This is a genomic window from Sphingomonas sp. CBMAI 2297 (genome assembly GCF_029870595.1).
In the GTDB taxonomy this organism is placed as follows: Bacteria; Pseudomonadota; Alphaproteobacteria; order Sphingomonadales; family Sphingomonadaceae; genus Sphingomonas.
In genome coordinates, this window is the sequence record NZ_JAPDIR010000013.1 from 74,746 (window position 1) to 100,697 (window position 25,952).

General features: G+C 68.7%; 29 protein-coding genes. 23 read left to right on the plus strand and 6 right to left on the minus strand.

All coding sequences use genetic code 11. The annotated features are described in order from the left end of the window. The first annotated feature begins 35 nt into the window (after positions 1-35). The 4 genes from pgi (at position 36) to gorA (ending at position 3,984) form a co-directional block, all read left to right on the plus strand. A complete protein-coding gene (pgi, locus tag OMP43_RS17240) occupies positions 36-1,529 on the plus strand; it encodes a glucose-6-phosphate isomerase (protein WP_280280762.1) in 1,494 nt (497 codons plus the stop codon). Then, positions 1,526-1,831, plus strand: a complete 306-nt coding sequence (locus OMP43_RS17245) for an alkylphosphonate utilization protein (RefSeq protein WP_280280763.1) — start codon at positions 1,526-1,528, stop codon at positions 1,829-1,831. Before pgi ends, OMP43_RS17245 begins: the two co-directional genes overlap by 4 nt. A 119-nt stretch (positions 1,832-1,950) precedes the next feature. Then, positions 1,951-2,577, plus strand: coding sequence for a hypothetical protein (locus OMP43_RS17250; RefSeq protein ID WP_280280764.1), 627 nt, complete (start codon positions 1,951-1,953; stop codon positions 2,575-2,577). 60 nt (positions 2,578-2,637) lie between these two features. Continuing rightward, on the plus strand, positions 2,638-3,984 hold the full coding sequence (gene gorA, locus OMP43_RS17255; protein WP_280280765.1) for a glutathione-disulfide reductase: 1,347 nt from the start codon (positions 2,638-2,640) through the stop codon (positions 3,982-3,984). Positions 3,985-4,282: 298 nt separating this feature from the next. Here the strand turns inward: gorA and OMP43_RS17260 are convergent, their stop codons facing one another. Both OMP43_RS17260 and OMP43_RS17265 read right to left on the minus strand, forming a co-directional pair. Further along, positions 4,283-5,338, minus strand: coding sequence for an AbrB family transcriptional regulator (locus tag OMP43_RS17260; protein WP_280280766.1), 1,056 nt, complete (start codon positions 5,336-5,338; stop codon positions 4,283-4,285). Then, the gene (locus OMP43_RS17265) at positions 5,335-6,603 is read right to left on the minus strand and encodes a dicarboxylate/amino acid:cation symporter (protein WP_280280767.1); all 1,269 of its coding nucleotides are present in this window, start codon (positions 6,601-6,603) and stop codon (positions 5,335-5,337) included. The genes OMP43_RS17260 and OMP43_RS17265 overlap by 4 nt, the downstream gene beginning before the upstream one ends. Positions 6,604-6,675: 72 nt before the next feature. On the opposite strand from OMP43_RS17265, the gene glmM reads away from it, so the two are divergent. From glmM to OMP43_RS17300, 7 genes are all read left to right on the plus strand, one after another. Next, on the plus strand, positions 6,676-8,016 hold the full coding sequence (gene glmM, locus OMP43_RS17270) for a phosphoglucosamine mutase (RefSeq protein WP_280280768.1): 1,341 nt from the start codon (positions 6,676-6,678) through the stop codon (positions 8,014-8,016). Between the two features lie 99 nt (positions 8,017-8,115). Beyond that, positions 8,116-8,340 (plus strand): DUF1272 domain-containing protein, encoded by a 225-nt coding sequence (locus OMP43_RS17275; RefSeq protein ID WP_280280770.1) that lies wholly within the window; start codon positions 8,116-8,118, stop codon positions 8,338-8,340. Between the two features lie 5 nt (positions 8,341-8,345). After that, positions 8,346-9,503 carry a bifunctional hydroxymethylpyrimidine kinase/phosphomethylpyrimidine kinase gene (gene thiD, locus OMP43_RS17280; protein WP_280280771.1) on the plus strand — a complete coding sequence of 386 codons (1,158 nt, stop codon included), beginning with the start codon at positions 8,346-8,348 and terminating at the stop codon, positions 9,501-9,503. Further along, on the plus strand, positions 9,496-10,137 hold the full coding sequence (locus tag OMP43_RS17285; RefSeq protein WP_280280772.1) for a ribonuclease HII: 642 nt from the start codon (positions 9,496-9,498) through the stop codon (positions 10,135-10,137). The genes thiD and OMP43_RS17285 overlap by 8 nt, the downstream gene beginning before the upstream one ends. 309 nt (positions 10,138-10,446) lie before the next feature. Continuing rightward, positions 10,447-11,574, plus strand: coding sequence for a site-specific DNA-methyltransferase (locus OMP43_RS17290; protein WP_280280773.1), 1,128 nt, complete (start codon positions 10,447-10,449; stop codon positions 11,572-11,574). A 536-nt stretch (positions 11,575-12,110) separates the two neighbouring features. Further along, the gene (gene folP / locus OMP43_RS17295) at positions 12,111-13,199 is read left to right on the plus strand and encodes a dihydropteroate synthase (protein ID WP_280280774.1); all 1,089 of its coding nucleotides are present in this window, start codon (positions 12,111-12,113) and stop codon (positions 13,197-13,199) included. A 14-nt stretch (positions 13,200-13,213) separates the two neighbouring features. Then, on the plus strand, positions 13,214-13,669 hold the full coding sequence (locus tag OMP43_RS17300; protein WP_280280775.1) for a hypothetical protein: 456 nt from the start codon (positions 13,214-13,216) through the stop codon (positions 13,667-13,669). Here the strand turns inward: OMP43_RS17300 and OMP43_RS17305 are convergent. Next, positions 13,666-14,433: a LytTR family DNA-binding domain-containing protein gene (locus OMP43_RS17305; protein ID WP_280280776.1), complete on the minus strand. Its 768-nt coding sequence runs from the start codon at positions 14,431-14,433 to the stop codon at positions 13,666-13,668. The two genes, OMP43_RS17300 and OMP43_RS17305, sit on opposite strands and share 4 nt — an antisense overlap. A gap of 156 nt (positions 14,434-14,589) precedes the next feature. Here OMP43_RS17305 and OMP43_RS17310 point away from each other — a divergent pair, with 156 nt between their 5' ends. Then, positions 14,590-15,108, plus strand: a complete 519-nt coding sequence (locus OMP43_RS17310) for a DUF2306 domain-containing protein (RefSeq protein ID WP_280280777.1) — start codon at positions 14,590-14,592, stop codon at positions 15,106-15,108. Here the strand turns inward: OMP43_RS17310 and OMP43_RS17315 are convergent. Together OMP43_RS17315 and OMP43_RS17320 are read right to left on the minus strand one after the other, a co-directional pair. Continuing rightward, on the minus strand, positions 15,105-15,785 hold the full coding sequence (locus tag OMP43_RS17315; protein ID WP_280280778.1) for a DNA alkylation repair protein: 681 nt from the start codon (positions 15,783-15,785) through the stop codon (positions 15,105-15,107). The genes OMP43_RS17310 and OMP43_RS17315 overlap by 4 nt on opposite strands. Positions 15,786-15,801: 16 nt before the next feature. Then, positions 15,802-17,229, minus strand: coding sequence for a sigma-54 dependent transcriptional regulator (locus OMP43_RS17320; protein ID WP_280280779.1), 1,428 nt, complete (start codon positions 17,227-17,229; stop codon positions 15,802-15,804). A 153-nt stretch (positions 17,230-17,382) separates the two neighbouring features. On the opposite strand from OMP43_RS17320, the gene OMP43_RS17325 reads away from it, so the two are divergent. The 11 genes from OMP43_RS17325 to OMP43_RS17375 all read left to right on the plus strand — a co-directional run bounded on the left by OMP43_RS17325 (position 17,383) and on the right by OMP43_RS17375 (position 24,824). Further along, the gene (locus OMP43_RS17325) at positions 17,383-17,523 is read left to right on the plus strand and encodes an aa3-type cytochrome c oxidase subunit IV (RefSeq protein ID WP_280280780.1); all 141 of its coding nucleotides are present in this window, start codon (positions 17,383-17,385) and stop codon (positions 17,521-17,523) included. Then, a complete protein-coding gene (locus OMP43_RS17330; RefSeq protein WP_280280781.1) occupies positions 17,520-18,638 on the plus strand; it encodes an NAD(P) transhydrogenase subunit alpha in 1,119 nt (372 codons plus the stop codon). The genes OMP43_RS17325 and OMP43_RS17330 overlap by 4 nt, the downstream gene beginning before the upstream one ends. Before the next feature lie 104 nt (positions 18,639-18,742). Beyond that, positions 18,743-19,087: an endonuclease domain-containing protein gene (locus tag OMP43_RS17335; RefSeq protein WP_348538609.1), complete on the plus strand. Its 345-nt coding sequence runs from the start codon at positions 18,743-18,745 to the stop codon at positions 19,085-19,087. Then, a complete protein-coding gene (locus OMP43_RS17340; protein WP_086127554.1) occupies positions 19,088-19,366 on the plus strand; it encodes an NAD(P) transhydrogenase subunit alpha in 279 nt (92 codons plus the stop codon). A gap of 4 nt (positions 19,367-19,370) precedes the next feature. Continuing rightward, entirely contained in the window at positions 19,371-20,783 is a 1,413-nt protein-coding gene (locus tag OMP43_RS17345; protein WP_280280783.1) for an NAD(P)(+) transhydrogenase (Re/Si-specific) subunit beta, read from the plus strand. A gap of 23 nt (positions 20,784-20,806) precedes the next feature. Beyond that, a complete protein-coding gene (locus tag OMP43_RS17350; RefSeq protein WP_280280784.1) occupies positions 20,807-21,739 on the plus strand; it encodes a hypothetical protein in 933 nt (310 codons plus the stop codon). Positions 21,740-21,866: 127 nt separating this feature from the next. Continuing rightward, entirely contained in the window at positions 21,867-22,832 is a 966-nt protein-coding gene (locus OMP43_RS17355; protein WP_280280785.1) for a hypothetical protein, read from the plus strand. A 289-nt stretch (positions 22,833-23,121) separates the two neighbouring features. Further along, positions 23,122-23,379, plus strand: coding sequence for a hypothetical protein (locus tag OMP43_RS17360; RefSeq protein ID WP_280280786.1), 258 nt, complete (start codon positions 23,122-23,124; stop codon positions 23,377-23,379). Positions 23,380-23,430: 51 nt separating this feature from the next. After that, a complete protein-coding gene (locus tag OMP43_RS17365) occupies positions 23,431-23,673 on the plus strand; it encodes a hypothetical protein (RefSeq protein ID WP_280280788.1) in 243 nt (80 codons plus the stop codon). A 126-nt stretch (positions 23,674-23,799) separates the two neighbouring features. Further along, on the plus strand, positions 23,800-24,171 hold the full coding sequence (locus OMP43_RS17370) for a hypothetical protein (RefSeq protein WP_280280789.1): 372 nt from the start codon (positions 23,800-23,802) through the stop codon (positions 24,169-24,171). Then, the gene (locus OMP43_RS17375) at positions 24,171-24,824 is read left to right on the plus strand and encodes an SOS response-associated peptidase family protein (RefSeq protein WP_280280790.1); all 654 of its coding nucleotides are present in this window, start codon (positions 24,171-24,173) and stop codon (positions 24,822-24,824) included. The genes OMP43_RS17370 and OMP43_RS17375 overlap by 1 nt, the downstream gene beginning before the upstream one ends. Here OMP43_RS17375 and OMP43_RS17380 read toward each other — a convergent pair. Next, entirely contained in the window at positions 24,812-25,936 is a 1,125-nt protein-coding gene (locus OMP43_RS17380; protein ID WP_280280791.1) for a hypothetical protein, read from the minus strand. The two genes, OMP43_RS17375 and OMP43_RS17380, sit on opposite strands and share 13 nt — an antisense overlap. Positions 25,937-25,952: the final 16 nt, after the last annotated feature.

The window sequence follows — 25,952 nt, forward strand, 5'->3', positions numbered from 1 at the left end:
CGATAGGGGCGCACTTGTCCCCAAAGGAGATGAACATGGCATTGCCCGACTGGTCCGCCGTCAAGTCGCTCGAAGTCCCGACGCTCGCCGAACTGTTCGCGCGCGATTCGCGCCGGGTCGCCACGCTCTCCGCCGATGTCGCCGGCATTCATTTCGACTGGTCGAAGACGCACCTCACGCCCGAGCTCGTCGCTGCCTTCACCCGGATCGCGGCGGAGATGGGCCTGGTCGCCAAGCGCGACGCGCTGTTCGCCGGCGAGAAGATCAACGTCACCGAAGGCCGCGCCGCCGAGCACACGGCCGAGCGCGGCGAGGGCTCGCCCGACAGCGTCGCCCGCGCCCAGGCCTATCATGCCCGCATGCGCGCGCTGATCGACGCGATCGAGGCCGAGGCGTTCGGCCCGGTGCGCAGCATCCTCCATATCGGCATCGGCGGCTCGGCGCTGGGGCCGGACCTGCTCGTCGACGCGCTCGGCCGCGAAGCCGGGCGCTACGAAGTCGCGGTGGTCTCCAATGTCGACGGCGTCGCGCTGGAGACCGCGCTCGACCGCTTCGATCCGCAGACCACCCTGGTCGCCATCGCCTCCAAGACCTTCACCACCACCGAGACCATGCTCAATGCCGAGAGCGCGATCTCCTGGCTGATGCAGGGCGGCGTCGCCGATCCCTATGGCAAGCTCGTCGCGCTCACCGCCGCGCCGGAAAGGGCAGTCGCGTTCGGCATCGACGAGACGCGCGTGCTGCCCTTCGCCGAATCGGTGGGCGGCCGCTATTCGCTCTGGTCGTCGATCGGCTTCCCCGCGGCGCTGGCGCTGGGCTGGGACGCGTTCGAGGAACTGCTCGAAGGCGCCGCCGAGATGGACCGCCATTTCCGCCTCGCCCCGTTCGAGGCGAACGCGCCCGTCCTCGCCGCCTTCGCCGACCTTTATTACACTCAGGTCCGCGGCTGCGAGACGCGCGCCACCTTCGCCTATGACGAGCGGCTCCGCCTGCTGCCCAGCTATCTCCAGCAGCTCGAGATGGAATCGAACGGCAAGCGCGTCACCGCCGAGGGCCAGCCGGTTGCCTGGCCGACCGCGCCGATCACCTGGGGCGGCGTCGGCACCGATGCCCAGCATGCGGTGTTCCAGCTGCTCCACCAGGGCACCCGCCTGGTGCCGCTCGAGTTCGTCGGCTCGATCGAGCCGGGCGACGGGCTGGCGGAGGAGCACCACCGCCAGCTGCTGCTCAACATGTTCGCCCAGGGCGCGGCGCTGATGGCCGGCCGCAAGAATGACGATCTGGCGCGCGATTATCCGGGCGACCGGCCCTCGGCTACCCTGCTGCTCGATCGCGTCGATCCGCGCACGCTGGGCGCCATCCTGGCGTTCTACGAGCAGCGCACCTTCGTGAACGCGGTGCTGCTCGGCATCAACGCGTTCGACCAGTTCGGCGTCGAGCTCGGCAAGGAAATGGCCAAGGCGGCGGGCGCGGGCGACCAGAGCTTCGACGCCTCGACCAACGACCTGATCGCCCGGGCATTCGGATGAGCGGCGACGAAGACTATGTCTATGACGAGGCGAGCGGGGAATGGATCCCCGCCGCCGAAGCCGCGGCGAAGGCCGGCGCGGCGGATGTGGTCGAGGTGCGCGACTCGGTCGGCAACCTCCTCCGGGACGGCGACCAGGTCACGCTGATCAAGGACCTGACCGTGAAGGGCGCCGGGCAGACGCTGAAGCGCGGCACGCTGATCAAGTCGATCCGCCTCACCGGCGACAGCCAGGAGATCGACTGCAAGTTCGACGGCATCAAGGGCCTGGTGCTGCGGGCGGAGTTCGTGCGGAAGCGCTGAGCGCCCGCTCGTCATCCCCAATCCCGCACCGTCACCCCCTGTTTTCGCGGGGGGTGGCGGTCAAGCATTCGGCAACTCTCCCCCGCTAGACTCGCCCCGTCACGGCAAGGGGGCAGCCGATGGATCGCAGGCGAATCGTGCGGGAGAGCGAGCGGGCGGCGATCGAGCGCTGGTTTCCGGCGAGTCCGCTCGGCCCGCTCTTCGATCCCGGTACCGGAGACCTGCTTCCCGCCCCCGCCGTGGCGATCCCCGGCTGGCAGGCCGAGGCGTTCGCGCGGATCGATCATTATGTCGAGCACGAGCATGTCGCCGCCCAGGTCCATGGCTGGCTGTTCGGGCTGTTCATCGCCGGCCTGCTCGCCATCGCCATGGCGGCGGGCCTGCCGATCGGCCCGACCCTGGTGATCGGCGGCGCGGCGGGCGGGGCGCTGCTGCACGGCTGGCCGATCTGGCAGCTCTACCGCTTCCGCCGCGACCTGCGCCGCCTGCGCGAGCGCATCCGCGGCGAGCTGGCGACGCGCGTGCCGATCCCGCGCGAGCTGGCCGCGCGCTTCCGCCGCCGCAATCCATGGCGGATCGCGCTCCATGCCTGGGTCTGGGGCCTCGCCGCGCTCGGCATCGGCGCACAGCATTTCGTGGCGCCGCAGGACGTGCCGGCCGTTATCGTCCCGGTCGCGCTGGCGGCGGTGGGGATCGCCTGGATCCTCCATTTCCTCTCGCGCCGGATCGACCTGCGCCGGGGCTGACATTGGCATCGGGGCGCATGCGCCCTATCTCCCGGCCTCGAAACGAGCGGAGGATTGCCGGTGGCCGAATATGACTATGACCTTTTCGTCATCGGTGCCGGCTCCGGCGGCGTCCGCGCCTCGCGCGTCTCGGCCGCCCATGGCGCCAGGGTCGCGGTGGCCGAGGAATATCGCATCGGCGGCACCTGCGTGATCCGCGGCTGCGTGCCCAAGAAGCTGCTCGTCTATGGCGCGCATTTCGCCGAGGATCTGAAGGACGCGCGCCGCTTCGGCTGGAACGTGCCCGAATGTGATTTCGACTGGGCGGTGCTGCGCGACAATGTGCTGGCGGATGTCGACCGGCTCAACGGCCTCTACACCCAGACGCTGCACAACAACCAGGTCGAGACCTTTCTCGAGCGCGCCACCGCCACCGGCCCGCACGAAGTCACGCTGGCGAGCGGCCGCAGGATCACCGCGAAATATATCCTCATCGCCACCGGCGCGCACCCGCACGTGCCCGATTTCCCGGGCAGCGACCTCGGCATCACGTCGAACGAAGTGTTCCACCTGGAGAAGCTGCCCAGGCGCGTGCTGATCGCGGGCGGCGGCTATATCGCCAACGAGTTCGCCGGCATCTTCAACGAGTTCGGCAGCCATGTCACGCTGGTCAACCGCACCGACGTGATCCTGCGCGGCTATGACCATTCGATGCGCGACCGGCTGCTCCAGATCTCGCTGATGAAGGGCATCGATTTCCGCTTCCACACCGAGTTCAAGTCGATCGAGAAGCTCGAGAGCGGCGCGCTCAAGGTCACGCTGACCAAGCATGAGCCGATCGAAGTCGATTGCGTGCTGTTCGCGACCGGCCGCGTGCCCAATACCGAGGGGCTGGGCCTGGCGGATGTCGGCGTCGAGCTCGACGAAAAGGGCGCGGTGAAGGTCGATGCGGACAACAAGTCGTCGGTCGATTCGATCTATGCCGTGGGCGACGTGACCAACCGGGTGCAGCTCACGCCCGTGGCGATCCGCGAGGGGCAGGCGTTCGCCGACACGATCTTCGGCAACAAGCCGCACCAGGTCGATTATGGCTGCATCCCCAGCGCCGTGTTCAGCCACCCGCCGATGGCCGGCGTCGGCATGACCGAGAGCGAGGCGCGCAACAAGCTGGGTTCGATCGCGGTCTACCAGTCCGATTTTCGCGCGATGAAGAACGTGCTCGCCGATCGCAACGAGCGCGCGCTCTACAAGATGATCTGCGAAGGGACGACCGGCCGCGTGGTCGGCCTCCACATGATCGGCCCCGACGCGCCGGAGATCCTCCAGGCCGCGGCGGTGGCGGTGAAGGCGGGGCTGACGAAGGACGCGTTCGACCAGACGGTGGCGCTGCACCCGACCATGTCGGAAGAGCTGGTGCTGATGAAATGATCGGAAAGCGCGCTGACCTCCGCCTGATGCCTGTAGATGATGTCGCAGCGGCTTCCGGGTGCCGGCGTTTCATCGCTTGCGGAGAAATGGGTGCGGTAGAGTGTCAGCGTCACGCCGTTCGCAGTAACGACTAGCAGCTTGCGCACCGTCCGGATCACGCCGGAGCCGAAGGCGGGCGTCGCGCCCCATTCGCGGATCGTCGCGCCGCGCAGCTCGATGGCCTGGGGCAATGGCGTGGTCGTGACCAGCAGCAGGAGCGGCAGGACGGGCATGATGGATATGTCCTCGGCTCAGCCCGTCATGCCGCGATGCGCCCGGCAAATCGTGTCGCCGCCGCCCTTGCCAGCATCGGCCCCAGCGCCAGCACCGCGAGGAACCGCAGCGCCTGCATCGCCATCACGAAGGGCTGGTCCACCGGCACCGAGGTGGCGATGATCGCCACCGAATCGAGCCCGCCCGGGCTCACCGCCAGATAGGCGCTCACCGGATCGATGCCGGTGAGCTTCGACAGCAGCAGCGAGAGCGCGGCGGAGAAGCCGATCAGCGCGAAGGTGGCGAGCAGCACCCGCGGCAGCGCCCGGCCGGCGACCGCCAGCGTCTCGCGGGTGAAGGCCAGGCCGATCCGCCAGCCGACCAGCGCATAGCTCGCCGCCAGCACCGGCTCGGGCAGGGTCATCCGCAGGATGTCGAGCGCATGGAGGGCGATCCCCGCCGCCATCGGCACCAGCAGCGCGCCGGCGGGAATGCGCAGGCGAAGCCCGGCGAACGCGCCGATCCCTGCCACCGCCAGCGTGGCGAGCGAAGGGAGCAGCGGGGCGGGTGCGAGCATCGTCGCCAGCCAGTCGCCGCCCCGGTGCGCGCCAAGCGTCGCGGCGAGGATCGAGGCGACCGCCGCGACGCAGACGACGCGGGTATAGGTCATGAACGCCACCAGCCGGGCGTCGGCGCCGAATGCGTCGGCCATCACCACCATGGCGGAAGCCGCGCCGGGCATCGATCCCCAGATCGCCGTGCTGCCGGGCAGCACCCGCCAGCGGCTGAGCAGATAGCCGAGCAGGCTGCTCGCGCCCAGAGTCGCGGCGGTTACTCCCACGAACAGCGGCCACTGCGTCGCCACGCGCGAGAAGGCGCCGATGTCGAGCGTGCCGGCGATAAGGCAGCCGATCACCGCCTGGGCGCCGACGAACAGCGGCCTGGGCAGGCTCAGCCGCGCGCCGCGCGCCGAGAAGAGGATCGCGGCGAGCATCGGGCCGAGCAGCAGCCCGGCCGACAGCCCGATCCATTCGAGGAGGGCGGTGCCCGCCGCCGAGGCGACGAGCAGGGCCAGCCACGCTCCGGCCCTATGCGCGCTCACGTATCATGGGCGAGGATCGCGTCCGCCTCGTCCAGCGGCACCTTGCCGGCGCGGCGCGACAGCCAGCTGGTCGCGGCGATGTCCCAGGTGACGTTGCCGACGGTGCGCATGATGTCGGGGATGGTCTCGACCGCGACGAGCAGGCCCAATGGGCTCACCGGCGCGCCGATCGTCGCGGCGACCGGGGCGATCGCGCTGACATAGCTCACCGTGCCGGGCAGGCTCACCGAGCCGAGCGAGGTCAGCGTCGCCACCACCACGCCCACCGCCAGCGTCGCCGGGCTCAGCGGCACGCCGAACCATTCGGCGACATAGATGGCGACGGCGAAGTTCATCGCCGGGCCGGTCGCCCGGAAGATCGCCACCGCCAGCGGCAGGGTCACGCCCGACACGGCCACCGGCACGCCGAGCTTGCCCGAGCCCTCGATCATCACCGGCAGGGTGGCGAGCGAGGACTGGGTGCTGAGCGCCACCGCCTGGCTCGGCAGCGCGGCGCGGACATAGCGGCCGAGGCGGACGCGCCCGCCGAACACCGCCACGGGATAGGCGAAGATCGTCACCGCCAGGCCGACGCCGGCGACGGTGAGGATATAGTGGATCAGCGCGCCGAACGCGCCGGTGCCGGCCTTGGCGCCGACGACCAGGGCAAGGGCGAACACGCCGAGCGGCCCCACCCACAGCACCCAGTCGATCACCACCAGCATCACGTCGCGCAGCGCCTTGAAGAAGTTGGTCAGCAGCGTCTGGACCTCGCCGCCCACCCGGGTCATCGCGAAGGCGAAGATCAGCGAGAAGATGATCAGCGAGAGGAAGGCGTTCTCCGCCGCCGCCTTGACGATGTTGGCGGGCACGATCGCGGCCAGGAACTCGCCGATCGGCGGGACCGGCCCGATCTTCTCGGCGCCGGCCAGCGCGCCGCGCAGCGCCTGGGCCGATTCATGCGGCAGCGGCGCGAAGTGGAGGAACAGCGGGGTGAGGATCGCCGCGGCCGTGGCCGAGAGGAACAGCACGATCACGTAGAGCGCGATCGCGCGGCCCGCCAGGCGGCCGGCCTGCGCGGCCTCGGCGGTGGCGGCGACGCCGGTGATCAGCAGCGCGACGACCAGCGGCACGATCGTCATCTGCAGGCCGTTGAGCCAGGCCTGGCCGATCGGCTGGGCGAATTCGGCGGCGGTCAGCGCCGCGGCGGGCGCCCAGGCGGCGAGCACGGCGCCGAGAATCAGTCCCGCGATCAGGGACAACAGGATACGGGTTGGTTGCGACATGCTCGCCCTTTGAGAAATTCCGCGCTAATCCGGTGGCGGTTGAGGGCCCGCAAGGTCGCGAGAAAACGGCACATGGCAAGAAAATATTTCGGTACCGACGGAATCCGGGGCGCGACGAACCTGTCGCCGATGACGGCGGCGATGGCGATGAAGGTCGGCATGGCGGCCGGCGCGCATTTCCGGCGCGGCGATCACCGGCACCGGGTGGTGATCGGCAAGGACACGCGGCTCTCGGGCTATATGCTCGAGAACGCGCTGGTCGCCGGCTTCACTTCGGTGGGCATGGACGTGGTGCTGGTCGGGCCGATGCCGACGCCGGCGGTGGCGATGCTCACCCATTCGATGCGCGCCGACATGGGCGTGATGATCTCCGCCAGCCACAATCCCTATGCCGATAACGGCATCAAGCTGTTCGGGCCCGACGGCTACAAGCTGTCCGACGCCGACGAGCTGGCGATCGAGGCGCTGATCGACGGCGAGGTGCCGCTCGCCGCCTCGGCCGATATCGGCCGGGCCCGCCGGGTCGAGGACGCCCGCGGCCGCTATATCCACTTCGCCAAGTCGACCTTCCCGTCCGAGCTCACGCTCGACGGGCTCAGGATCGTCGTCGATTGCGCCAATGGCGCCGCCTATCAGGTCGCGCCCTCGGCCTTGTGGGAGCTGGGGGCCGATGTGATCGCGATCGGCGTCACGCCCAACGGCAAGAACATCAACGACGGCGTCGGCTCGACTGCGCCCGATACGCTGTGCGAGACGGTGGTCGGTTCGGGCGCGCATATCGGCATCGCGCTCGACGGCGACGCCGACCGGCTGATCGTGGTCGACGAGCATGGCAAGGTGGTCGACGGCGACCAGCTGATGGCGACGATCGCCGGCGGCTGGGCACGCCAGGGCCGGCTCGCGGGCGGCGGCCTCGTCGCCACCGTGATGTCGAACCTCGGGCTCGAGCGCCATCTCGCGGCGCAGGGCCTCGGCCTGATCCGCACCAAGGTGGGCGACCGCTATGTGCTCGAGAAGATGCGCGGCTCCGGCTACAATGTCGGTGGCGAGCAGTCGGGCCACATCATCCTGTCCGACTATGCCACCACCGGCGACGGCCTGGTCGCCTCGCTCCAGGTGCTCGCCGAGCTGGTCCGCGCCGGCGCGCCGGCCAGCGAGGTGCTCCACCGCTTCGATCCGCTGCCCCAGCTGCTCAAGAATGTCCGCTTCAAGGGCGGCAAGCCGCTCGAGGATCCGCGCGTTCGGGATGCGATCGCCGCGGCCGAGACCGAGCTCGACGGCAAGGGCCGCCTCGTCATCCGCGCCTCAGGCACCGAGCCGGTGATCCGCGTGATGGCCGAGGGCGACGACAAGGCCCAGGTCGAGGCGGTGGTCGACCGGATCTGCGACGTCGTGCGCGCGGCGGCGGCATGAGCCCGCGGCTGAAATCGGCGCTGCCGGTGGAGTTGGTGGGCGCGCCGGCGATCGCCGCTGACCCCTGGTTCGTCCATGACCATATGCGGAGCCGTGCCGATGCTTGAGATGCGCCCCGATTGCGAGCGCTGCGGCGCCGATCTTCCCGCCGACGAGGGCGGTGCCTTCATCTGCTCGTTCGAGTGCACCTTCTGCGCCGCCTGCGCCGATGCGCTCGACGAACGCTGCCCGAATTGCGGCGGCGAGCTGTTGGATCGGCCGGCGCGCGTGGGTATGGCACTGGCGAACAACCCGGGCAGCACGGAGCACCGGTTCAAGGGCTGAAGACCATGACGCCTCGCATCCTGATCATCGCCGGGTCGGACTCCGGCGGCGGCGCCGGCATCCAGGCCGACATCAAGACCGTCACCATGCTCGGCGGCCATGCGATGACCGCGATCACCGCGATCACCGCGCAGAACACCCTGGGCATCACCGGCGTCCACCCGGTCCCCACCGAGATGGTGCTCGCCCAGATCGACGCCTGCGTCACCGATATCGGCGTCGACGCGATCAAGATCGGCATGATCGGCTCGGCGCGCACCGCGCTGGCGCTGGCCGAGAAGCTCGCCGAGCTGCCCGGCGTGCCGGTGGTGTTCGATCCCGTCATGGTCGCGACCAGCGGCGCCACGCTTGCCGACGACGCGACGATAGCGGCGTTCGAGCGGCTGATGGACCGTGCCAGCGTCGTCACTCCCAATATCCCGGAGCTCGCGGCGCTGGGCGGCGACGCCCGCGCGCTGGTCGCGGCGCATCGCTGCGCGGTGCTGGTCAAGGGCGGCCATGTCGAGGGCCCGATCATCACCGACCGGCTCTATTCCGCCGATCCCGAGGATCCGCCCGAGATCGAGTGGAGCAATCCGCGCATCGAGACCGACAATACCCATGGCACGGGCTGCACCCTATCCACCGCCATCGCCTGCGGGCTGGCCGAGGAATGGGACCTGCCCGAGGCCGTCCGCCGCGCCCGCCGCTTCGTGCGCATCGCGATGCGCGAGGCGCCGGGGCTGGGCCGCGGCCATGGCCCGATGGGGCATCAGGCGGTGCGGCTCGACCTCAATCTGAGCTTCTTCGAGCCGATGCTGAACCAGGTGACCGTCCCCGCCACCGATCTCGCCGCCAGCGAGCGCTTCTACCGGCTGCTCGGCCTCACCCAGGTCGTCCGCGCCAGCCCCCGCTATGCCCGGTTCGAGACCGAGGGCGGCGCGACGTTCAGCATCGCCACCGATCCGGGATATACCGCGCCGGTCGTCTATTTCGAATGCGGCGACCTCGACGTCACCGTCGCTTATCTCCAGCAGCAGGGCATCGCGTTCGAGCAGGAGCCCAAGGACGAGACCTGGGGCTGGCGCGAGGCGCGGCTGCGCGACCCGGCGGGCAATTCGGTGCGCCTCTACCAGGCCGGCGAGATGCGCCGCTATCCGCCATGGCGAGTCGGCGATGCCTAGGAATTCCGGACCTGACCTGAAGTTCGAGCGGAAATACGGCAAGCTGCACGGCGGCCCGGTCGCGGGGGTGGACGAGGCCGGTCGCGGCCCGCTCGCCGGCCCGGTGGTCGCCGCCGCCGTGGTGCTGGATCCCGGATGCATCCCCGAGGGCATCGACGATTCCAAGGCATTGACGGCCGGCAAGCGCGAGCGGCTCTGCGCCGAGATCCTCGCCTGCGCCCGGGTGGGCCTGGGCATCGCCACGGTCGAGGAGATCGACAGCCTCAACATCTTCTGGGCGACGATGCTGGCGATGACCCGCGCGGTCGAGGCGCTCGGGCCGGCCCCGGCCTTCGTGCTGGTCGACGGCAATCGCTGCCCCGACTGGACGCATCGGAGCCATGCCGTCGTGGGCGGCGACGCGCTTTGCGTGTCGATCGCCGCCGCCTCGATCGTCGCCAAGCACCGGCGCGACGCGATGATGATCGAGCTGGACGCGCTCCATCCCGGCTATGGCTGGGCGAGCAACAAGGGCTATGCCGCGAAGGTCCATCAGGAAGCGCTGCGGTCGCTCGGACCCACGCCGCACCACCGCAGGAGCTTCGCGCCGGTCGCGCAGGCGCATTTCGATTTCGGGAGCCGGGCGGGGGAATAGCCGGGCCACATGATTCTCCGTCATCCCCGCGAAGGCGGGGATCCAGAGCCCAAGCGACACGCGAAGTTACCCCGGATCCCCGCCTTCGCGGGGATGACGATGAAAAGCGCCGGGTGGCGGCAGATTGAGTCTTTTCCGCCACACCCCATATCTAGTGGCTGTGGATAACTTCCCGACTCAGCATGTGGATAAGTTTCCGAACCGTTCCACAAGTTAACGGAATCGCAGGTTTTTTCGTTAACCAATCTGTGCTTGACGGATGGTCGTTCCGCGACAGAAACCGCCTCTCCAACAAGGGGAAAGAGGTTAATGGGGGTTCTCGAAAAGGGCAGACTCAAGCCGGCAACGGCGCGTAGCTGGGTCGACGTATTGCCCTATGACACGATCCTGCAGCAGGACTGCATCGAGGCCATGCGCGCGCTGCCGGCCAAGTCGATCGACTGCATCTTCGCCGATCCGCCCTACAATCTCCAGCTCGGCGGCGACCTCAACCGGCCCGATGGCAGCCATGTCGACGCGGTCACCGATTCCTGGGACAAGTTCGACAGCCTCGCCGCCTATGACGCGTTCACCCGCGAATGGCTGGCCGAGGCGCGCCGCATCCTGAAGGACGACGGCACGATCTGGGTGATCGGCAGCTATCACAACATCTTCAAGGTGGGCTCGGCGATCCAGGACCTGGGCTTCTGGATCCTCAACGACATCATCTGGCGCAAGGCCAACCCGATGCCCAATTTCAAGGGCACGCGCTTTACCAACGCGCACGAGACGCTGATCTGGGCGAGCACCGGCGAGAAGGCGAAATACACCTTCAACTATCGCTCGATGAAGACGCTCAACGACGAGATCCAGATGCGCTCGGACTGGGAATTCCCGATCTGCGGCGGCCAGGAGCGACTGAAGAAGGGCGGCACCAAGGTCCACCCGACCCAGAAGCCCGAGGCGCTGCTCTACCGGATCATGCTTGCCAGCACCAAGCCGGGCGACGTGGTGCTCGATCCCTTTTTCGGCACCGGCACCACCGGCGCGGTCGCCAAGCGGCTCGGCCGGCGCTGGATCGGCATCGAGCGCGAGAGCGCCTATGTCGAGGCGGCGCAGGAGCGCATCGAGGCGGCGCTGCCGCTCGACGAATCGGCGCTGAAGACGATGCAGGCGCCCAAGAGCCAGCCGCGCGTCGCCTTTGGCCAGCTGGTCGAGAACCGCTATCTCGCGCCCGGCACCGTGCTCACCGACGGCAAGCGCCGCTGGCGGGCGGTGGTCGGCGCCGATGGGTCGCTGAGCTGCGACGGCCAGAGCGGCTCGATCCACAAGCTCGGCGCGACGCTGCAGAACGCGCCGTCGTGCAATGGCTGGACCTTCTGGAACTATGAGGCCGCCGACGGCCTCAAGCCGATCGACGCGCTGCGCCAGACCTATCTGCTGGCGACCCAGCCGTAATTGGAAAGGAGGAGGCAGCGCTCCTCCCCAGGCCCTCCTGCCGAACCCCGGACCGGATCCGGGGTTTGGCATGCGGCGCGCAACAAGCGACGGCATCGCCCCGTGGGGGGACCCTGAAACAAGTTGGCGATTGTCCCCTTGAGGCACGGCGTTCCCATAGCCGTCATCCCCGCGAAGGCGGGGATCAAGGGTAGTCGCGGGATATCGGCGTCACCGCGCGAACGCTTTCCGAAAGTGCCGGGATCTCCTAGCGCTTGTGTCGTGCTCGGCCCTGGATCCCCGCCTTCGCGGGGATGACGGAACAGGGCGTACCCGTCCTTTGCGGGCAATCGCCAGGCAAGTTCAGGGTGGCGAGCGGGTAGCGGCCGCGCTTTGCCCCTTCCAAAATAGGATATCGTCTGGGACGGTTGGTCCATGGCCAGCCAACTCCCTTCCTCCGCAATGCCCCGCCGCATCGGGCGCGCTCTTGCATCTCGCGCAAGCGCCGGGACAGCCGCGTGCGCAGATGTCGCGACTCTTGTGACTTTCCGCGCCCCATGATCCTCGATCTGCCTCCCTCCGCCCGGCTCTATCTGCGCCCCGTGCAGCTTGCCGACACGCCGGTGAACCGCGACGGCGAGCTCGTCCGCCTCGCCGGTGGCCTGAGCTGGTGCTCGGCCTTCGAGCTGATCGCCCGCGAGAAGGGCAGCCGCGTCCTCCAGCGCACCGTCTCCGTCGCCGACCTTCCCGAGGATCCGCGCATCGCCGCGATCCTCCGGCGCATCGCCGCGCCGCGCGCGCCCTTGACGCTCGGCGAGCGGGTGGTGCGGCTCGACCAGCCCCAGGTGATGGCGATCCTCAACCGCACGCCGGACAGCTTCTCCGATGCCGGCGCGCACATGCAGGACGTCGATGCCGCCGCGAGCGCGGGCGTCGACATGGCGGCGGCCGGTGCGGCGATCCTCGACATTGGCGGCGAATCGACGCGGCCCGGCGCGGCGGAGGTGTGGGAAGGCGAGGAGATCGAGCGCGTCGTGCCCGTGATCCGCCGGCTCGCGCGCGGCGGCGCGGCGATCTCGGTCGATACGCGCCGGGCGGCGGTGATGGCGGCCGCGCTCCAGGCGGGCGCGCATCTCGTCAACGACGTCGCCGCCCTGCTCTACGATCCCGGCGCGCTCGACGTGGTGGCGGCGGCCGGCTGCCCGGTGGTGCTGATGCACTCGCCCGAGCCGCAAAAGGGGCCGCATGGCGGCGAGGGCTATGGCGACGTGCTGCTCGACGTGTACGACTGGCTGGAGCGGCGGGTCGAGGAAGTTGCCGCCGCGGGCGTGGATCGCGCGCGGATCCTGGTCGATCCGGGCATCGGCTTCGGCAAGTCGCTCCAGGACAATCTCGCGCTGATCAACGGGCTTGCGCTGTTCCACGGCCTGGGCTGCGCCATCGTCCTGGGGGCCAGCCGCAAGCGGATGATCGGCGCGCTGGCGAACGAGGCGCCGGCCGACCAGCGGCTCGGCGGCAGCCTGGCGCTCGCGCTGAAGGGCGCCGAGGCGGGCGCGCAATTGATCCGGGTGCATGACGTCGTCGAGACGGTTCAAGCGTTACGGGTGTGGCGCGGCCTGCGCGATGCGGCGCTGATCGCGCGCTAGAAGGAGAGAAGCCCATGCGGATTGCCCCTGCCCCTGCCCTTGCGCTCGCCGCGCTCGCCGCGCTCGCCGCTCCGGTGGCGGCGCACGCCCAGGATGCCGGTTCCACCGCCGCCGCGCGCCGCACGGTGGAGAATTACTATGCCGCGATCGAGCGCGGCGATTTCCGCGCCGCCTATGCGGCCTGGGACGATGGCGGCAGGGCGAGCGGCAAGAGCTATGCGGATTTCCGCCAGGGCTTTGCCGCGACGGCGCACAGCCGGGTGGCGGCGGGCACGCCGCGCAATGCCGATGCCGGGATGAGCCAGCGCTGGATCGAAGTGCCGGTCGATGTCCGTGCCACGCTCAAGAACGGCCGGCGCCAGCATTTCCGGGGCAGCTATACGCTCCACCGCGTGGTCGCGGGCGTGAGCGACAATCCCGCCGACAGCAGCTGGCATCTGTCGAAGGCGAAGCTGGTGGCGGTCCGCTAGAACCAGCCCTGTTCCTCGAGCGCCGGTGCCTGGGCGCGGGCGACCGGCGCCTCGATCCCGCCGGCGAGCTGGAGGCGGAGGTTGCGCCCCTCGCGCCGCACGCCCTGGACGGCGCCGCGCGCCACCCACCAGCTGCGATGGACCAGCGCGCCGGGAGTGCCGTCCAGCTCGGCGACCGCGTCGCGCAGGCGCATCAGCAACAGGGTGGAGCCCCGCGGGGTATGGACGCGGACATAATGGTCCTCCATCTCCAGCGCGATCGGCGGGGCGCGCAGGTGCGGGGGCAGCCGGTCGACCAGCCGGGGCAGCGCCGCCGGGCCGGGCTCCGCGGCCGGGTCGGCTCCCGTCTCGGCCGCGGTCTCGGGCCGGTGTCGCTGCCGGGCGAACCAGAAGAGCGCGCAGACTAGGGCGCCCAGCACGAGCACGTTGCGATACTGGGCGAGTGCCTCTTCGATCGTCGGCCAGCGCGGGGCGTGCCAGACGAAGTTGGCGAGCCAGGTGACCGCCGTCATCGGCAGGGTGGCGAGCAGGCAGGCGGCGGCCCAGAGCGCGGGCTCGGGCAGCTCCAGCCGGGGGGCGAGCGCGGTCGCCGCGGCCATGGCGGGGAAATAGAGGAAATAGCCAGCATAGCTCATCGCCAGCCAGTAGAGCAGCCGCAGCCCGAACGGCGCCGCGAAGCTGCCGAACGGCCCGACCAGCGCCAGCACCAGCCCCACGCCGAAGAGGATCGCGCAGTCGATCAGGATCCGCCGCGTGCCGCCCAAACCGTGCCTTTCCCGTCCCGTTCGCGCTTCGCCAAATGGCGGCGCCCTGTGCGCCTCCACCCGTCGGCGAAGCATCTCGCCGGCCCACGTAGCCCCGATTGCGGGTGGCCGGCCAGTCGCCAATCTGCCCGGGTCAATAGCGTCGGGAGACAGGCAATGGCCACAAATGTTCGGGAAGAAGCCGCGATCGATCTGCCGCGCGCCGCCAAGGGCGTGCTGCTCGTCGCTGCCGCCGCGCTGGCCGGCGCCACCATGATCGCGGTCGGCCGGGTGCTGCTCGGGCTGACGCCGCCGACCTATGAGATGAAGCAGGTGGCGATCCTCGTCCATCTCGCCACCGTGCTGCCGGCGATCCCGCTCGGGCTATGGGTGCTGCTGGCCCGCAAGGGCGATGCGACGCACCGGCTGCTCGGCCGGATCTGGGCGGGGCTGATGCTGACGGCGGCGGGCTCGGCGGTGTTCATCCGCACGATCAACCATGGCCAGTTCAGCCTGATCCATCTGTTCGTGGCCCTGGTCTTCCTCGCCCTGTTCCGCGCCATCCGCGCCGCCCGCATGGGCCGGATCGCCCAGCACAAGCGGCTGATGTGGACGCTCTATTCGGCCGGGCTGCTGCTGCCGGGCATGTTCGCCTTCGTGCCCGGACGGCTGCTCTGGCAGTGGCTGATGCTCTAGGTGAGGCCGGCCTTCCGCCTGGCCGCCGGCCGCGCCAGGTCGCGTGCCGCGTCCCGCCCGATCCAGCGCGCGGCGGGCCGGGGCGAGGCGGCGAGCCGCTCGGCCATTTCGCTGGCGGCGGCGTGGAGGGCGGGGTTGCGCATGCCGATCCCCCGCAGCGCCCAGCTCACGCCCTTCTTGACGAAGTTGCGCGGATCATCGGCATGCGCCTCGATCAGCGGCAGCGCTTCCAGGAAGGGCGCGTCGCCCAGCTTCTTCGCATGCAGCGCCAGCCCGGCGAGCAGGGCGAAGGCGCCGCGGCGCACGAACTCGCGATCGTCCTCCGCCCAGCGGGGGACGGCGTCCCAGGCGAGCGGGCTCTTGTCGAACAGGTCGAAACAGGCGGTGTCGCAGGTTGCCCAATTGTCGAACCCGGCGGCCCAGCGGTCCATTCCCGTGGCGCTCAGCGCTCCGGGCTCGCCGACGAAGCAGGCGAGCAGCCGCGCTTCGTACACCCCGGCATCCCATAGCCGCTCGGCAAGCGCCTGGTCGCGCCCCAGCGCCTTGGCGATGCCGCGGACGGTGCCGACCCTGATCCCGATGACGCGGTCCGCCGTGGCAATGCCGAAGCGCGACATCCCGTCGGCCACGCCGGGTTCGGCGGCCTGCTCGAGCAGTCGGAGCGCCTCGGCCAGCATGGCGGCGAGCCTAGGCTCAGGCGGCGCTCTGGTCGATCCCCAGCTCGCCGAGCTTGCGGTAGAGGGTCGAGCGGCCGATCCCCAGCCGCCGGGCGACTTCGGTCATCCGGCCGCGATAATGGCCGATGGCGAGGCGGATCACATCGGCCTCGATCTCGTCGAGCGCGCGCAGATTGCCGTCGGGGCGGAACAGGGTGACGCCGGCATTGCCCGTGCCCTGCACCTGCGCGCCATTGGCCGCCGGCCGTCCGGCGGCGAGCTGGGCGATCTGCGGGAAATCGGCACGGGCGAGCCCGTCGCCGTCGCAGAGCACGGCGGCGCGGAACAGCGCGTTCTGGAGCTGGCGGACATTGCCCGGCCAGTCATAGCTGCCCAGCAGCTGGAGCGCGTCGTCGGTGATGCCGAGCGGGCGCAGGCCCGGCTGCTCGGCGATGCGGGCGAGCAGGTGGCGGGCCAGCGCCGGGATGTCGCCGATGCGCTCGCGCAGGGGCGGGATCGTCACCTGGACGACGTTCAGGCGGTAATAAAGGTCCTCGCGGAAACGCCCGGCCTCCACTTCGGCCTGCAACGTCTTGTTGGTCGCCGCGATCACGCGGACATCGACTTCGCGGGCGTGGCGGGCGCCGATCGGCTGGATCTCGCCCGACTGCAGCACGCGCAGCAGCTTCACCTGCGCGTCGAGGGGCATCTCGCCCACTTCGTCGAGGAACAGCGTGCCGCCATCGGCGTCGGCGAAGCGGCCGATCTTGCGCTCGAACGCCCCGGTGAAGGCGCCCTTCTCGTGCCCGAACAGCTCGCTCTCGACCAGGTTGGCGGGGATCGCGCCGCAATTGACGCAGACCATGTCCTTCTTGCTGCGCGGGGAAGCGGCGTGGACCGCCTCGGCCACCACTTCCTTGCCGACGCCGCTCTCGCCCTCGATCAGGACGGGCACCCGGGCGCGGGCCGCCTTGGCGGCGATCGCCAGCGCGGCGCGGAACAGCGGGGCGCTGCCCACGATCTCGTCAAAGGCGAGCGGGGCGGAGAGCTTCTCGGTGAGCGGGCGCAGCTCGCCCGCGGTCTTGCCGCCCACCGCAGCCTCGAGCGCGGCGAGCAGCCGCTCGGCGGCGAGCGGCTTCACCAGGAAGTCGGTCGCGCCCGAGCGCATCGCGTTCACGGCATTGGCCACCGATCCGTTGGCGGTGAGCATCAGGATGGGCAGCTGCGGCCGGCGGGTGCGCAGCTCGCCGATCAGCCCCGCCGCATCGGCGTCGGGCGAGCTGTGGTCGAGCAGGATCGCGTCGAGCGCCATCCCGTCGGGCGTGCCCAGCGTGGCGATGCCGGTCTCGGCCTCGCTCGCGAAGATGGTGCGCCAGCCGCGGCGTGCGGCGATGGCGGCGACGAGGCGGCGCTGGGCCGGCTCGTCGTCGATCAGCATCAGGAGGCGCTGGCCGTTGCGCGTCATCGCTCTTTCTGTCCCCAATGTCCCGTTTCAGGGCGTCCCTCTTAGAGAGGAAGGGTAAAGGCGGGCTTAAGCCTGCCGTAGCGGCACGAGGGTTGAGCGGGTGGAGGCCCGGAGCTATGGTCAGGCCAATTCACGTTTCAAGGGGAGAGACGAATGGTCGATACGGTCGACAGCGCCGAACAGCTCAAGGCGCACGAGCAGACCTGGAATGGTTTCAAGGCGATGATGTTCTGGGGCACGATCGGCGTGGCCCTGATTGCTGCCTTTGTCGTCTTCCTGATCTCCGCGAAGTGAAGATCGCGGTCCTGAAGGAGGCCGCCGCCGGCGAGCGGCGCGTCTCCGCGACTCCGGAAACGGTGAAGAAGTTCGTCGCCCTCGGCGCGCAGGTGGCGGTGGAGCAGGGTGCCGGCGGCACGGCTTCGATCGCCGACCAGGCCTATGCCGATATGGGCGCCGCGATCGGCGATCGCGCGGCGACGCTCAGGGATGCCGACATCGTGCTCGGCGTGCAGGGCCCCGACCCGGCGAGCCTGACGGGCGCGAAGCCGGGCGCGTGGATCGTCGCCGGCCTCAATCCCTTTGGCGAGCGCGCGCGAGTCGATGCCTATGCCAGCGGCGGGTTCGAGGCGCTGGCGATGGAGCTGATGCCGCGCATCACCCGGGCCCAGTCGATGGACATCCTGTCCTCGCAGTCGAACCTGTCGGGCTACAAGGCGGTGCTCGACGCGGCGGCGGAATATGGCCGCGCCTTTCCGATGATGATGACGGCGGCGGGCACCGTCTCGGCCGCCAAGGTCTTCGTGATGGGCGTGGGCGTGGCGGGGCTGCAGGCGATCGCGACCGCGCGGCGCCTCGGCGCCCAGGTCTCGGCGACCGACGTGCGCGCCGCGACCAGGGAGCAGATCCTGTCGCTCGGCGCCAAGCCGATCTTCGTGGAGGCGGTGCAGGGCATCGAGGGCGAGGGCACCGGCGGCTATGCCACCGAGATGAGCGACGAATACAAGGCCGCCCAGGCCGAGCTGGTCTCGTCGCACATCGCCAAGCAGGACATCGTGATCACCACCGCGCTGATCCCGGGGCGCCCCGCGCCGCGCCTGATCAGCGACGCGCAGATCGCGACGATGAAGCCCGGCAGCGTGATCGTCGACCTCGCGGTCGAGGCGGGCGGCAATGTCGAGGGCGCGGTCGCCGGCGAGATCGTCGAGCGGCACGGAGTGAAGATCGTCGGGCACCGGAACGTGCCCTCGCGTCTCGCCGCCGATGCCTCGGCGCTGTTCGCGCGCAACCTGTTCAACTTCCTCTCCGCCTTCTGGGACAAGGAGCAGGGCAGGCCGATCCTCGACGAGGAGATCGGCAACGCCATCCGCCTGACCCAGGGCGGCAAGGTGGTGCACGAGAGGCTGCTATAATATTCCTCCCCGGAACGGGGAGGGGGACCGCCGAAGGCGGTGGAGGGGGAGTGCGGCAAATGCTGAGGCCCGAGGTTTCCACCGCTCGCAGGTTGAGGCGGGAGGTGTCGCTTCCGGAGGGCCTGCTTTGGCAGGCGCTTCGTGGCGCGAAGACAGGAGTCAAGTTTCGCCGGCAACATCCGGTGGGCTCCTATGTGGTGGATTTCTATTGTCGAACTGCCTCGCTCGTCGTTGAAGTGGATGGCGAGGCGCATGAACGTGGCGACCGGCCGCAGCGGGATTCGCTGCGGGACCGGTTTTTGGAAGAGAACGGGTACAGGGTGACCCGGGTGAATGCGGCAGAGGTCCTGCGGGATCTGGACGCGGTCGTTACTTCGATCGTCGCCCTTGCCGCACTCCCCCTCCACCATGCTTCGCATGGTCCCCCTCCCCGTTCCGGGGAGGAATAGTTGGACTTCATCTCGATCCTGTCGATTTTCGTGCTGGCGTGCTTCGTCGGCTATTACGTGGTCTGGTCGGTCACGCCGGCGCTCCACACGCCGCTGATGGCGGTGACCAACGCCATCTCTTCGGTGATCATCGTCGGCGCGCTGATCGCCTCGGCCGCATCGGGGGCCGAGATCGCCAAATGGCTCGGCCTCGTCGCCGTGGCGCTGGCATCCGTGAACATCTTCGGCGGTTTCGCCGTCACCGAGCGCATGCTCGCCATGTACAAGAAGAAGGGCTGAGTCGATGCACGAGGGGGCAGCAATCAATCCCTGGGTCGCCTTCGCCTATCTGGTGGCGGGCGTCTGCTTCATCCTGGCGCTGCGCGGGCTTTCCAGCCCGGCGAGCAGCCGGCGAGGCAACCGGCTGGGCATGCTCGGCATGGCCATCGCCGTCGTCACCACGCTGATCACCCACGAGATCGCCAGCCCGATCGAGCTGGGCGCGGCGATCGCGATCGGCGGCGTGATCGGCTTCGTCACCGCGCGGCGGATCGCGATGACCGCGATGCCGCAGCTCGTCGCCGCCTTCCACTCGCTGGTCGGCATGGCGGCGGTGCTGGTCGCCGCGGCGGCGTTCCTCAATCCCGGCGCCTTCGGCATCCTGGGCGCGGACGGCGAGATCCTGAGCGTCAGCCGGATCGAGATGGGCCTGGGCGTGGCGATCGGCGCGATCACCTTTTCGGGGTCGGTGATCGCCTTTCTCAAGCTCAACGGCAACATGTCGGGCAAGCCGATCCTGCTGCCCGGGCGGCACGTCATCAACCTGGGCGTGCTTGCCGGCATCCTCGGCCTGATCGCCTATTTCGTGACCGACCAGAGCCCCTGGGTGTTCTGGACCGTGACGGCGCTCAGCTTCGTCATCGGCTTCCTGCTGATCGTGCCGATCGGCGGCGCGGACATGCCGGTGGTCGTCTCGATGCTCAACAGCTATTCGGGCTGGGCCGCGGCGGCGATGGGCTTCACGCTGCACAACAGCGCGATGATCATCACCGGCGCGCTGGTCGGCAGCTCGGGCGCGATCCTCAGCTACATCATGTGCCGCGCGATGAACCGCAGCTTCATCAGCGTGATCGCGGGCGGCTTCGGTGCCGCCGATGGCGGCGGCGCGGGCGCGGCGGCGATCGACCGGCCGTGGAAGCGCGGCTCGGCCGAGGACGCCGCCTTCCTGATGAGCCAGGCCGAGCAGGTGATCATCGTGCCCGGCTATGGCATGGCGGTCGCCCAGGCGCAGCACGCGCTGCGCGAGATGGCCGACAAGCTGAAGGAGCATGGCGTCCGGGTGAAGTACGCGATTCATCCGGTCGCGGGGCGCATGCCGGGCCATATGAACGTGCTGCTGGCCGAGGCGAACGTGCCCTATGACGAAGTGTTCGAGCTGGAGGACATCAACAGCGAGTTCTCGCAGACCGACGTCGCCTTCGTCATCGGCGCCAACGACGTGACCAACCCGGCGGCGAAGACCGACAAGTCCTCGCCGATCTACGGCATGCCGGTGCTCGACGTCGAAAAGGCCAAGACGGTGCTGTTCATCAAGCGCTCGATGGGCGGCGTGGGCTATGCGGGCGTGGACAATGAGCTGTTCTACCGCGACAACACCATGATGCTGCTGGCAGACGCGAAGAAGATGGTCGAAGAGATCGTGAAGAGCCTCGACTGACGCCGGCGAACCGGGAGATTGTGATGGCGAGCGTTGGTTCGATTCTGGGCGGTGCGTTCGGGCTGTTGCGCGAGCGGCCGGGTGCGGTGGCGATCTGGGCGGTCACCTATTGTGCCGGCTCGCTCGTCATTTCGCTGGTCATGGGGCTGTTGATGTTCGGCACGATGATGCCGGCCAGCGCCGATGCCGGGGCAGCGCTCTCGGTCTGGGCCGGCCCGATGTTCAGCCTGATGCTGTTCCTCTATCTCTGCCTGTTGCTGCTCGTCGTGGTGCTGATGAACGCGGTGTTCCGTGCGATGCTGCGGCCGCAGGAGGGCGGCTTCGCCTTCATGCGGCTCGGCATGGACGAGTTCCGGATGCTCGGGCTGGTGATCCTGGTTTGCATCGGCGTCTTCGCGGCGGTGCTGATCGGCGAATTGCTGTTGCTGCTGCTGATCACGATAATCGGTTTCGCGCTGGGCGACGGAATGGCGGCCGGCGCGATCTCGGCCCTGCTCTTCCTGGCCTTTTTCTGCGCGGTAGTCTGGGCGGAGGTCCGCATCTCGCTGATCTTTCCGCTGAGCTTCCATCGCCGCCGGATGAGCATCGATGCGGCCTGGGAGCTGACGCGCGGCCGTTTCTGGCTGCTCTTCGCCTGCTATTTCCTGATCGGGCTGATCTTCGCCGTCGCCACCGGCATCGTGATGTGGGCGGCGATGGGCGATTATTTCGCCACGCTGATCCAGGCCAATGGCGACCGGGAGCAGATGCGCGTGGCGGCGGCGGCGTTCGCCGCCAGGCAGTTCGCCATGCCGCTCGCCGCCAAGATCCTGTTCGGCGTGGTGGGAGCGGTGTTCTTCGCGGTGGGGCTGGCGCTGGGGCCGGGCCTGCTCGCCAGCGCCACGCGCGAGCTTCTCGGCGACGAGAGTGAAGCCGCAGTATTTGCAGCCGAATCCGACGGATCAGTCATGGACTGATTTGGAACGGACGGGCAATGAATCCTGCGCCCGTCCGCGCCGCGCCGCCAGCTCCGGAATGGAGCGGACCGAGCATCCGTTTCGGAGGTTGGGCCTCTCCGGGGCATGGAGCGACTCCGAGAAGGCGATGGCGAACCTTTCCGCGGCCCCCGAACTTACCGGCGCCCCCTATGACCTGACGGTCAACGCATTGCTGATCGCGGAGGCGGCGAACCAGGATGTGGTGGAAGCGTTCGCCGCGATCGGGGCCCGGCTGCGCGACCAGGCCGGTTTCGCGGCAGCCTTGCCGTTGCTCGATACGGCGCGGCTCGACCTGATCCTGCTCGATGCCCGTGCCGGCGGCGAGGCCGTGCCGGCGCCGCTGCTCGATCGCCTGGCGATGCGCGACGCGGCGGAGGGGCCGGCGCTGGTCGCCATCTTCCCGGCTGGCCAGATCGACCTTGCGGCGGGGCTGCTCGGCGCGCCGCGCACCCAGCTGCTCTGCGATCCCGGCGCCGGGGAGCTGCTCGCCGCGCTGGCGCTGGCACGGGCCGAGGGAGAGGCGTCGCCGCGGCTTTCCTGGGCGGACGTCACGCGTGATTCCGAAGTCGTGCGCCTGCGCCGGCTCAACGATGAAGTCGCGCGCATTGCCGATGTCCTGGCGCGCCTGACCCGGGGCGATTTCGCGGAGGAGGACGAGATCGAGCGGCGGACCGGCATCCGGGCGCCCGACATGGAATATCGCGGGCCGGACGAGCCCGTGCCGGACATCGCCGCCGCCGAGATCCGCGCGGTCATCCGCGCGCGCCGGTTGCGCGCCCAGTATTTCGCGTCCGACCTGTTCGCCGATCCCGCCTGGGACATGCTGCTGGACCTGTTCGCCGCGGGGATCGAGCGGCGCCGCGTGTCGGTCTCGAGCCTGTGCATCGCGGCCGCCGTTCCGCCGACCACGGCATTGCGCTGGATCGGGACGATGCACGACGCCGGCCTGTTCCGCCGCGAGGCCGACCCCGGCGACCGGCGGCGCGCCTATATCGTGCTGAGCGACAAGGCGCAGCACGGGATGCGCAACTATGTGAGCGCGGTGCGCCGCGCGGGACTGAGCCTCGTTTGAGGGCTTGCTCCGGCGCTCCGGCTTTGGCATCGCACCCGGACCGGCATCGCGCCCGGGGCGCTTAGCTCAGTTGGTAGAGCATCTCGTTTACACCGAGAGGATTTAGCGCTTTCCCGCTCGGCAGCGGGTCTTTGATCTACCGAACATAGCGAGAACAAGCGGCAAACATAACGTGTTTTGCTGTCCATTTGCGGGCCACTAGCTTTGACGGCGGATGCTTAATTGGCGCGAGACTTGCCGAGTGGTCGCGCAGGCCTGATACTCGATGCTCGCGATGATGGAGAGGAACATGGCAGCCGAACCGACCCTCTTTGAGAAGGTGGCCGTTGCGGTGGCGCGCGCGGAGGCGCGCGGGCGACCCATCGGGCAGATCAAGGCGCCCAAGGCAACGGTCGACGAATTCAACGCGGGTATGCAGGTTGCAGACCCGAAGCTGGTCGAGCGTATTTGCGGTATCGTCATCGTGTCGGATCAGGACGATGACGCCCCGTTCCAGGCTTACGATGCTGACGGTGCGCCGATGGCGACTGGGGATCTGTTCGCCTGACCGGTGCGGCGGCGCTTGCAATGTAGGAGATCGCCAGCTTCGCTCTGGTAGATGAGGACTCAGCCCGACCCGACCCAGGTGCGCGCGAAGCTCGCCATCCTGATCAATGCCAGTGGCGAGAGCCTGGCTGAGCTGTCCCGCGCGACTGGTCGGAACTCTGCCTATCTTCAGCAATTTCTAGAGCGCGGCACGCCGCGGCTGCTTCCCGAGGATGCTCGGCTTGCACTGGCGCAGCGGTTCAACGTCGACGAGCGCGAGCTCGGCGCAAGGGATCCCTGGTCCCCTCTGTCCTGACATTGCCGCTTTGTTTCAATCGGTGGCGTTATCAGCATGCGCGCGCTCGGCATCCTCTGACATCGACCCTCGACTCTTGCCCGTGGCGGGCCGACATCTTCCTCAGATCGAATCAAGGAGGCACGCGTGGCCGGTCCGTCCCAGACCCAGACGCCGCAGTTTTTCGTCAGCGACGCCGACAAAGAAGCGATGGCCGAACAGCTTGTTGCGCAGACCATGTTCGCGCTCGACCGATTGGGCGACCGGCCCAGCGCCCCCATCGCCGATGATTTTCTGGACACGCTCTCGCGTGCCTGCGCGGCCCTCCTTGCTGCCGACACCAACCTCAACACGCCGGCCAAGCAGCGCCAGGGCGCGGAATCGGTCGCGATCCACATCGTGCGCCACCTCCGGCGATACCGCGAAGAGCAATCCGAGACGGGCGTTTCCGCGTTCCAGCGCATGGTCAGCAGCCAGGAGATCCCCGAGGAGATGCGTCAGTCCTGGAGTGACAGCTGATGTGCAATCGCGCGCGCTGCAAGAACGCCCCTGAGCCGCAGACGCTTGTCGAGCACTTCGGTGCCGACTGGCTGGCGGAGAGGCCGATGGACAATAGGTTCAACCCGGCCGAGCTGACACCTCGAAGCCGCGCCTATGTCGTGCGGGAGAATAATCGTGGGCGCGGCGTCGACGTGATGAGCTGGGACGTACTCGGCGGCCAGGCGAAATGGCCGATGACGAATGTCCGGCAGTTGCACCTGGCGCAGTGGAAGCGCCTTGCCGCGGCGCCGGAAAACCGCTGTCTCGTGCCGCTGACCGAGTTCTGCGAATGGACGCCGGAGCCGGTCGACCTAGGCGACGGCAAGAAGCCTGTGAAAGGCGAGATGTGGTTCGCGGTCACGGACCAGCCTCTCTTTGCCGTCGCCGGCTTCTGGCAGGCAACGGCGGTGGGCAATGGGTTCACGATGGTGACGTGCGATCCGAACGAGCTGGTCGCGCCGATCCATCCCAAGGCCATGGTCACCGTGCTGGATTCGAAGGATTGGGACCTCTGGCTGCGCGGCAGCTATGACGAGATTGTTCAGCTGCAGCGTCCATATCGTGCCGATCGCATGTCCGTGCGTGGCCCCGTCTTTCCAACGCGGACCAGGCCGCAGCCTCAGCTGCTGTGAAGCTTCCGCATCAGCTGCGACGGAAATGGCGAAGCCAGCCGCTCCAGATCGCCGCTCTCGAGCCACGCTTGCTCATCCTCGCGCTGGAGGATCAGCGGCATGCACTTTCCGAATGGCGCGAGGAGAGGGTTTGCCTCGCTGACGTGCATTGCGACCGCATGATAGGGATGGTGGAAGACTTGCCCCGCCACCGAGAACATTTCCGCATCGCCTACGGTGAACCAGTTCGATGCCGGGCCGGTCGTTGAACCGGGATCGCGATAGCCGATCTCGGAGACAGGGATGATGCATCTCTGCCCAGGGTGCGCGCCAGCGACCACACTGCCCTTCGCCCAGAAGCGGGAGGCCGGATCGCTGATCACCGTCACCCGGCGAGCGTGTCGACGCGGCGGTAGTGGCGGCCCGAGCGGCAATCCCCAGGCCGGCGCCAGCAGCCGGACGCCGGCGTTGGAGAGGGTCACGGCCCAGCACTGGCCACCCGGACTAGCGATCGCAGGAATCGAAGTACGATCGACGAAATCTAGATCCACGACAAGGTAACGCTCTACGACCCTGCGCGCGGCGGCGGGCAGGCCGAGTTGCGCGCAGAGGTCGGCGGCCTCCGGCGGATAGTCGCCGTCATCCGGATGCCAGCCGCTGCGCCGCAATTCAGCCTTCACTCGGTCAAGGGCATCAAAGCAGCTCTCCCATGCCCGGCGGTGCGGCAGGGTCGCATCGCGCCAGAATTGCTCAAGCGGCGCGCGATTCTCCATGAAGGGCAGCAGCACGCGCAACGCCAGGCGGAGATCGCGTCGGCACATGGCGTCTGTTGGATCACGGGTCACAGCTTCGAGGATCTCGAGCGAGAGATTGATCAGGGAGAGCTGATATGCGCGGCCCATAAGGGCGCGGAACGTAGTGAGAACATCCGAGTCGGCGCAAGCGCGAACTTGCTTGGCCGGTCGCAGAAAAAAGATAAGCCACTTATCATTTTCCTTGTGCGGAAATGATAAGTGGCTTATCAAAATCTTGTCGCCGGGGAATTCACCCCGACGATAATCGGAGAAAGAGAGATGGTAGCTCTCACCCTCCGGTTCATCCTGAAGTGGTTCACGATCGAGTTCACGATCCACTTCTAAGCTGAGCCGA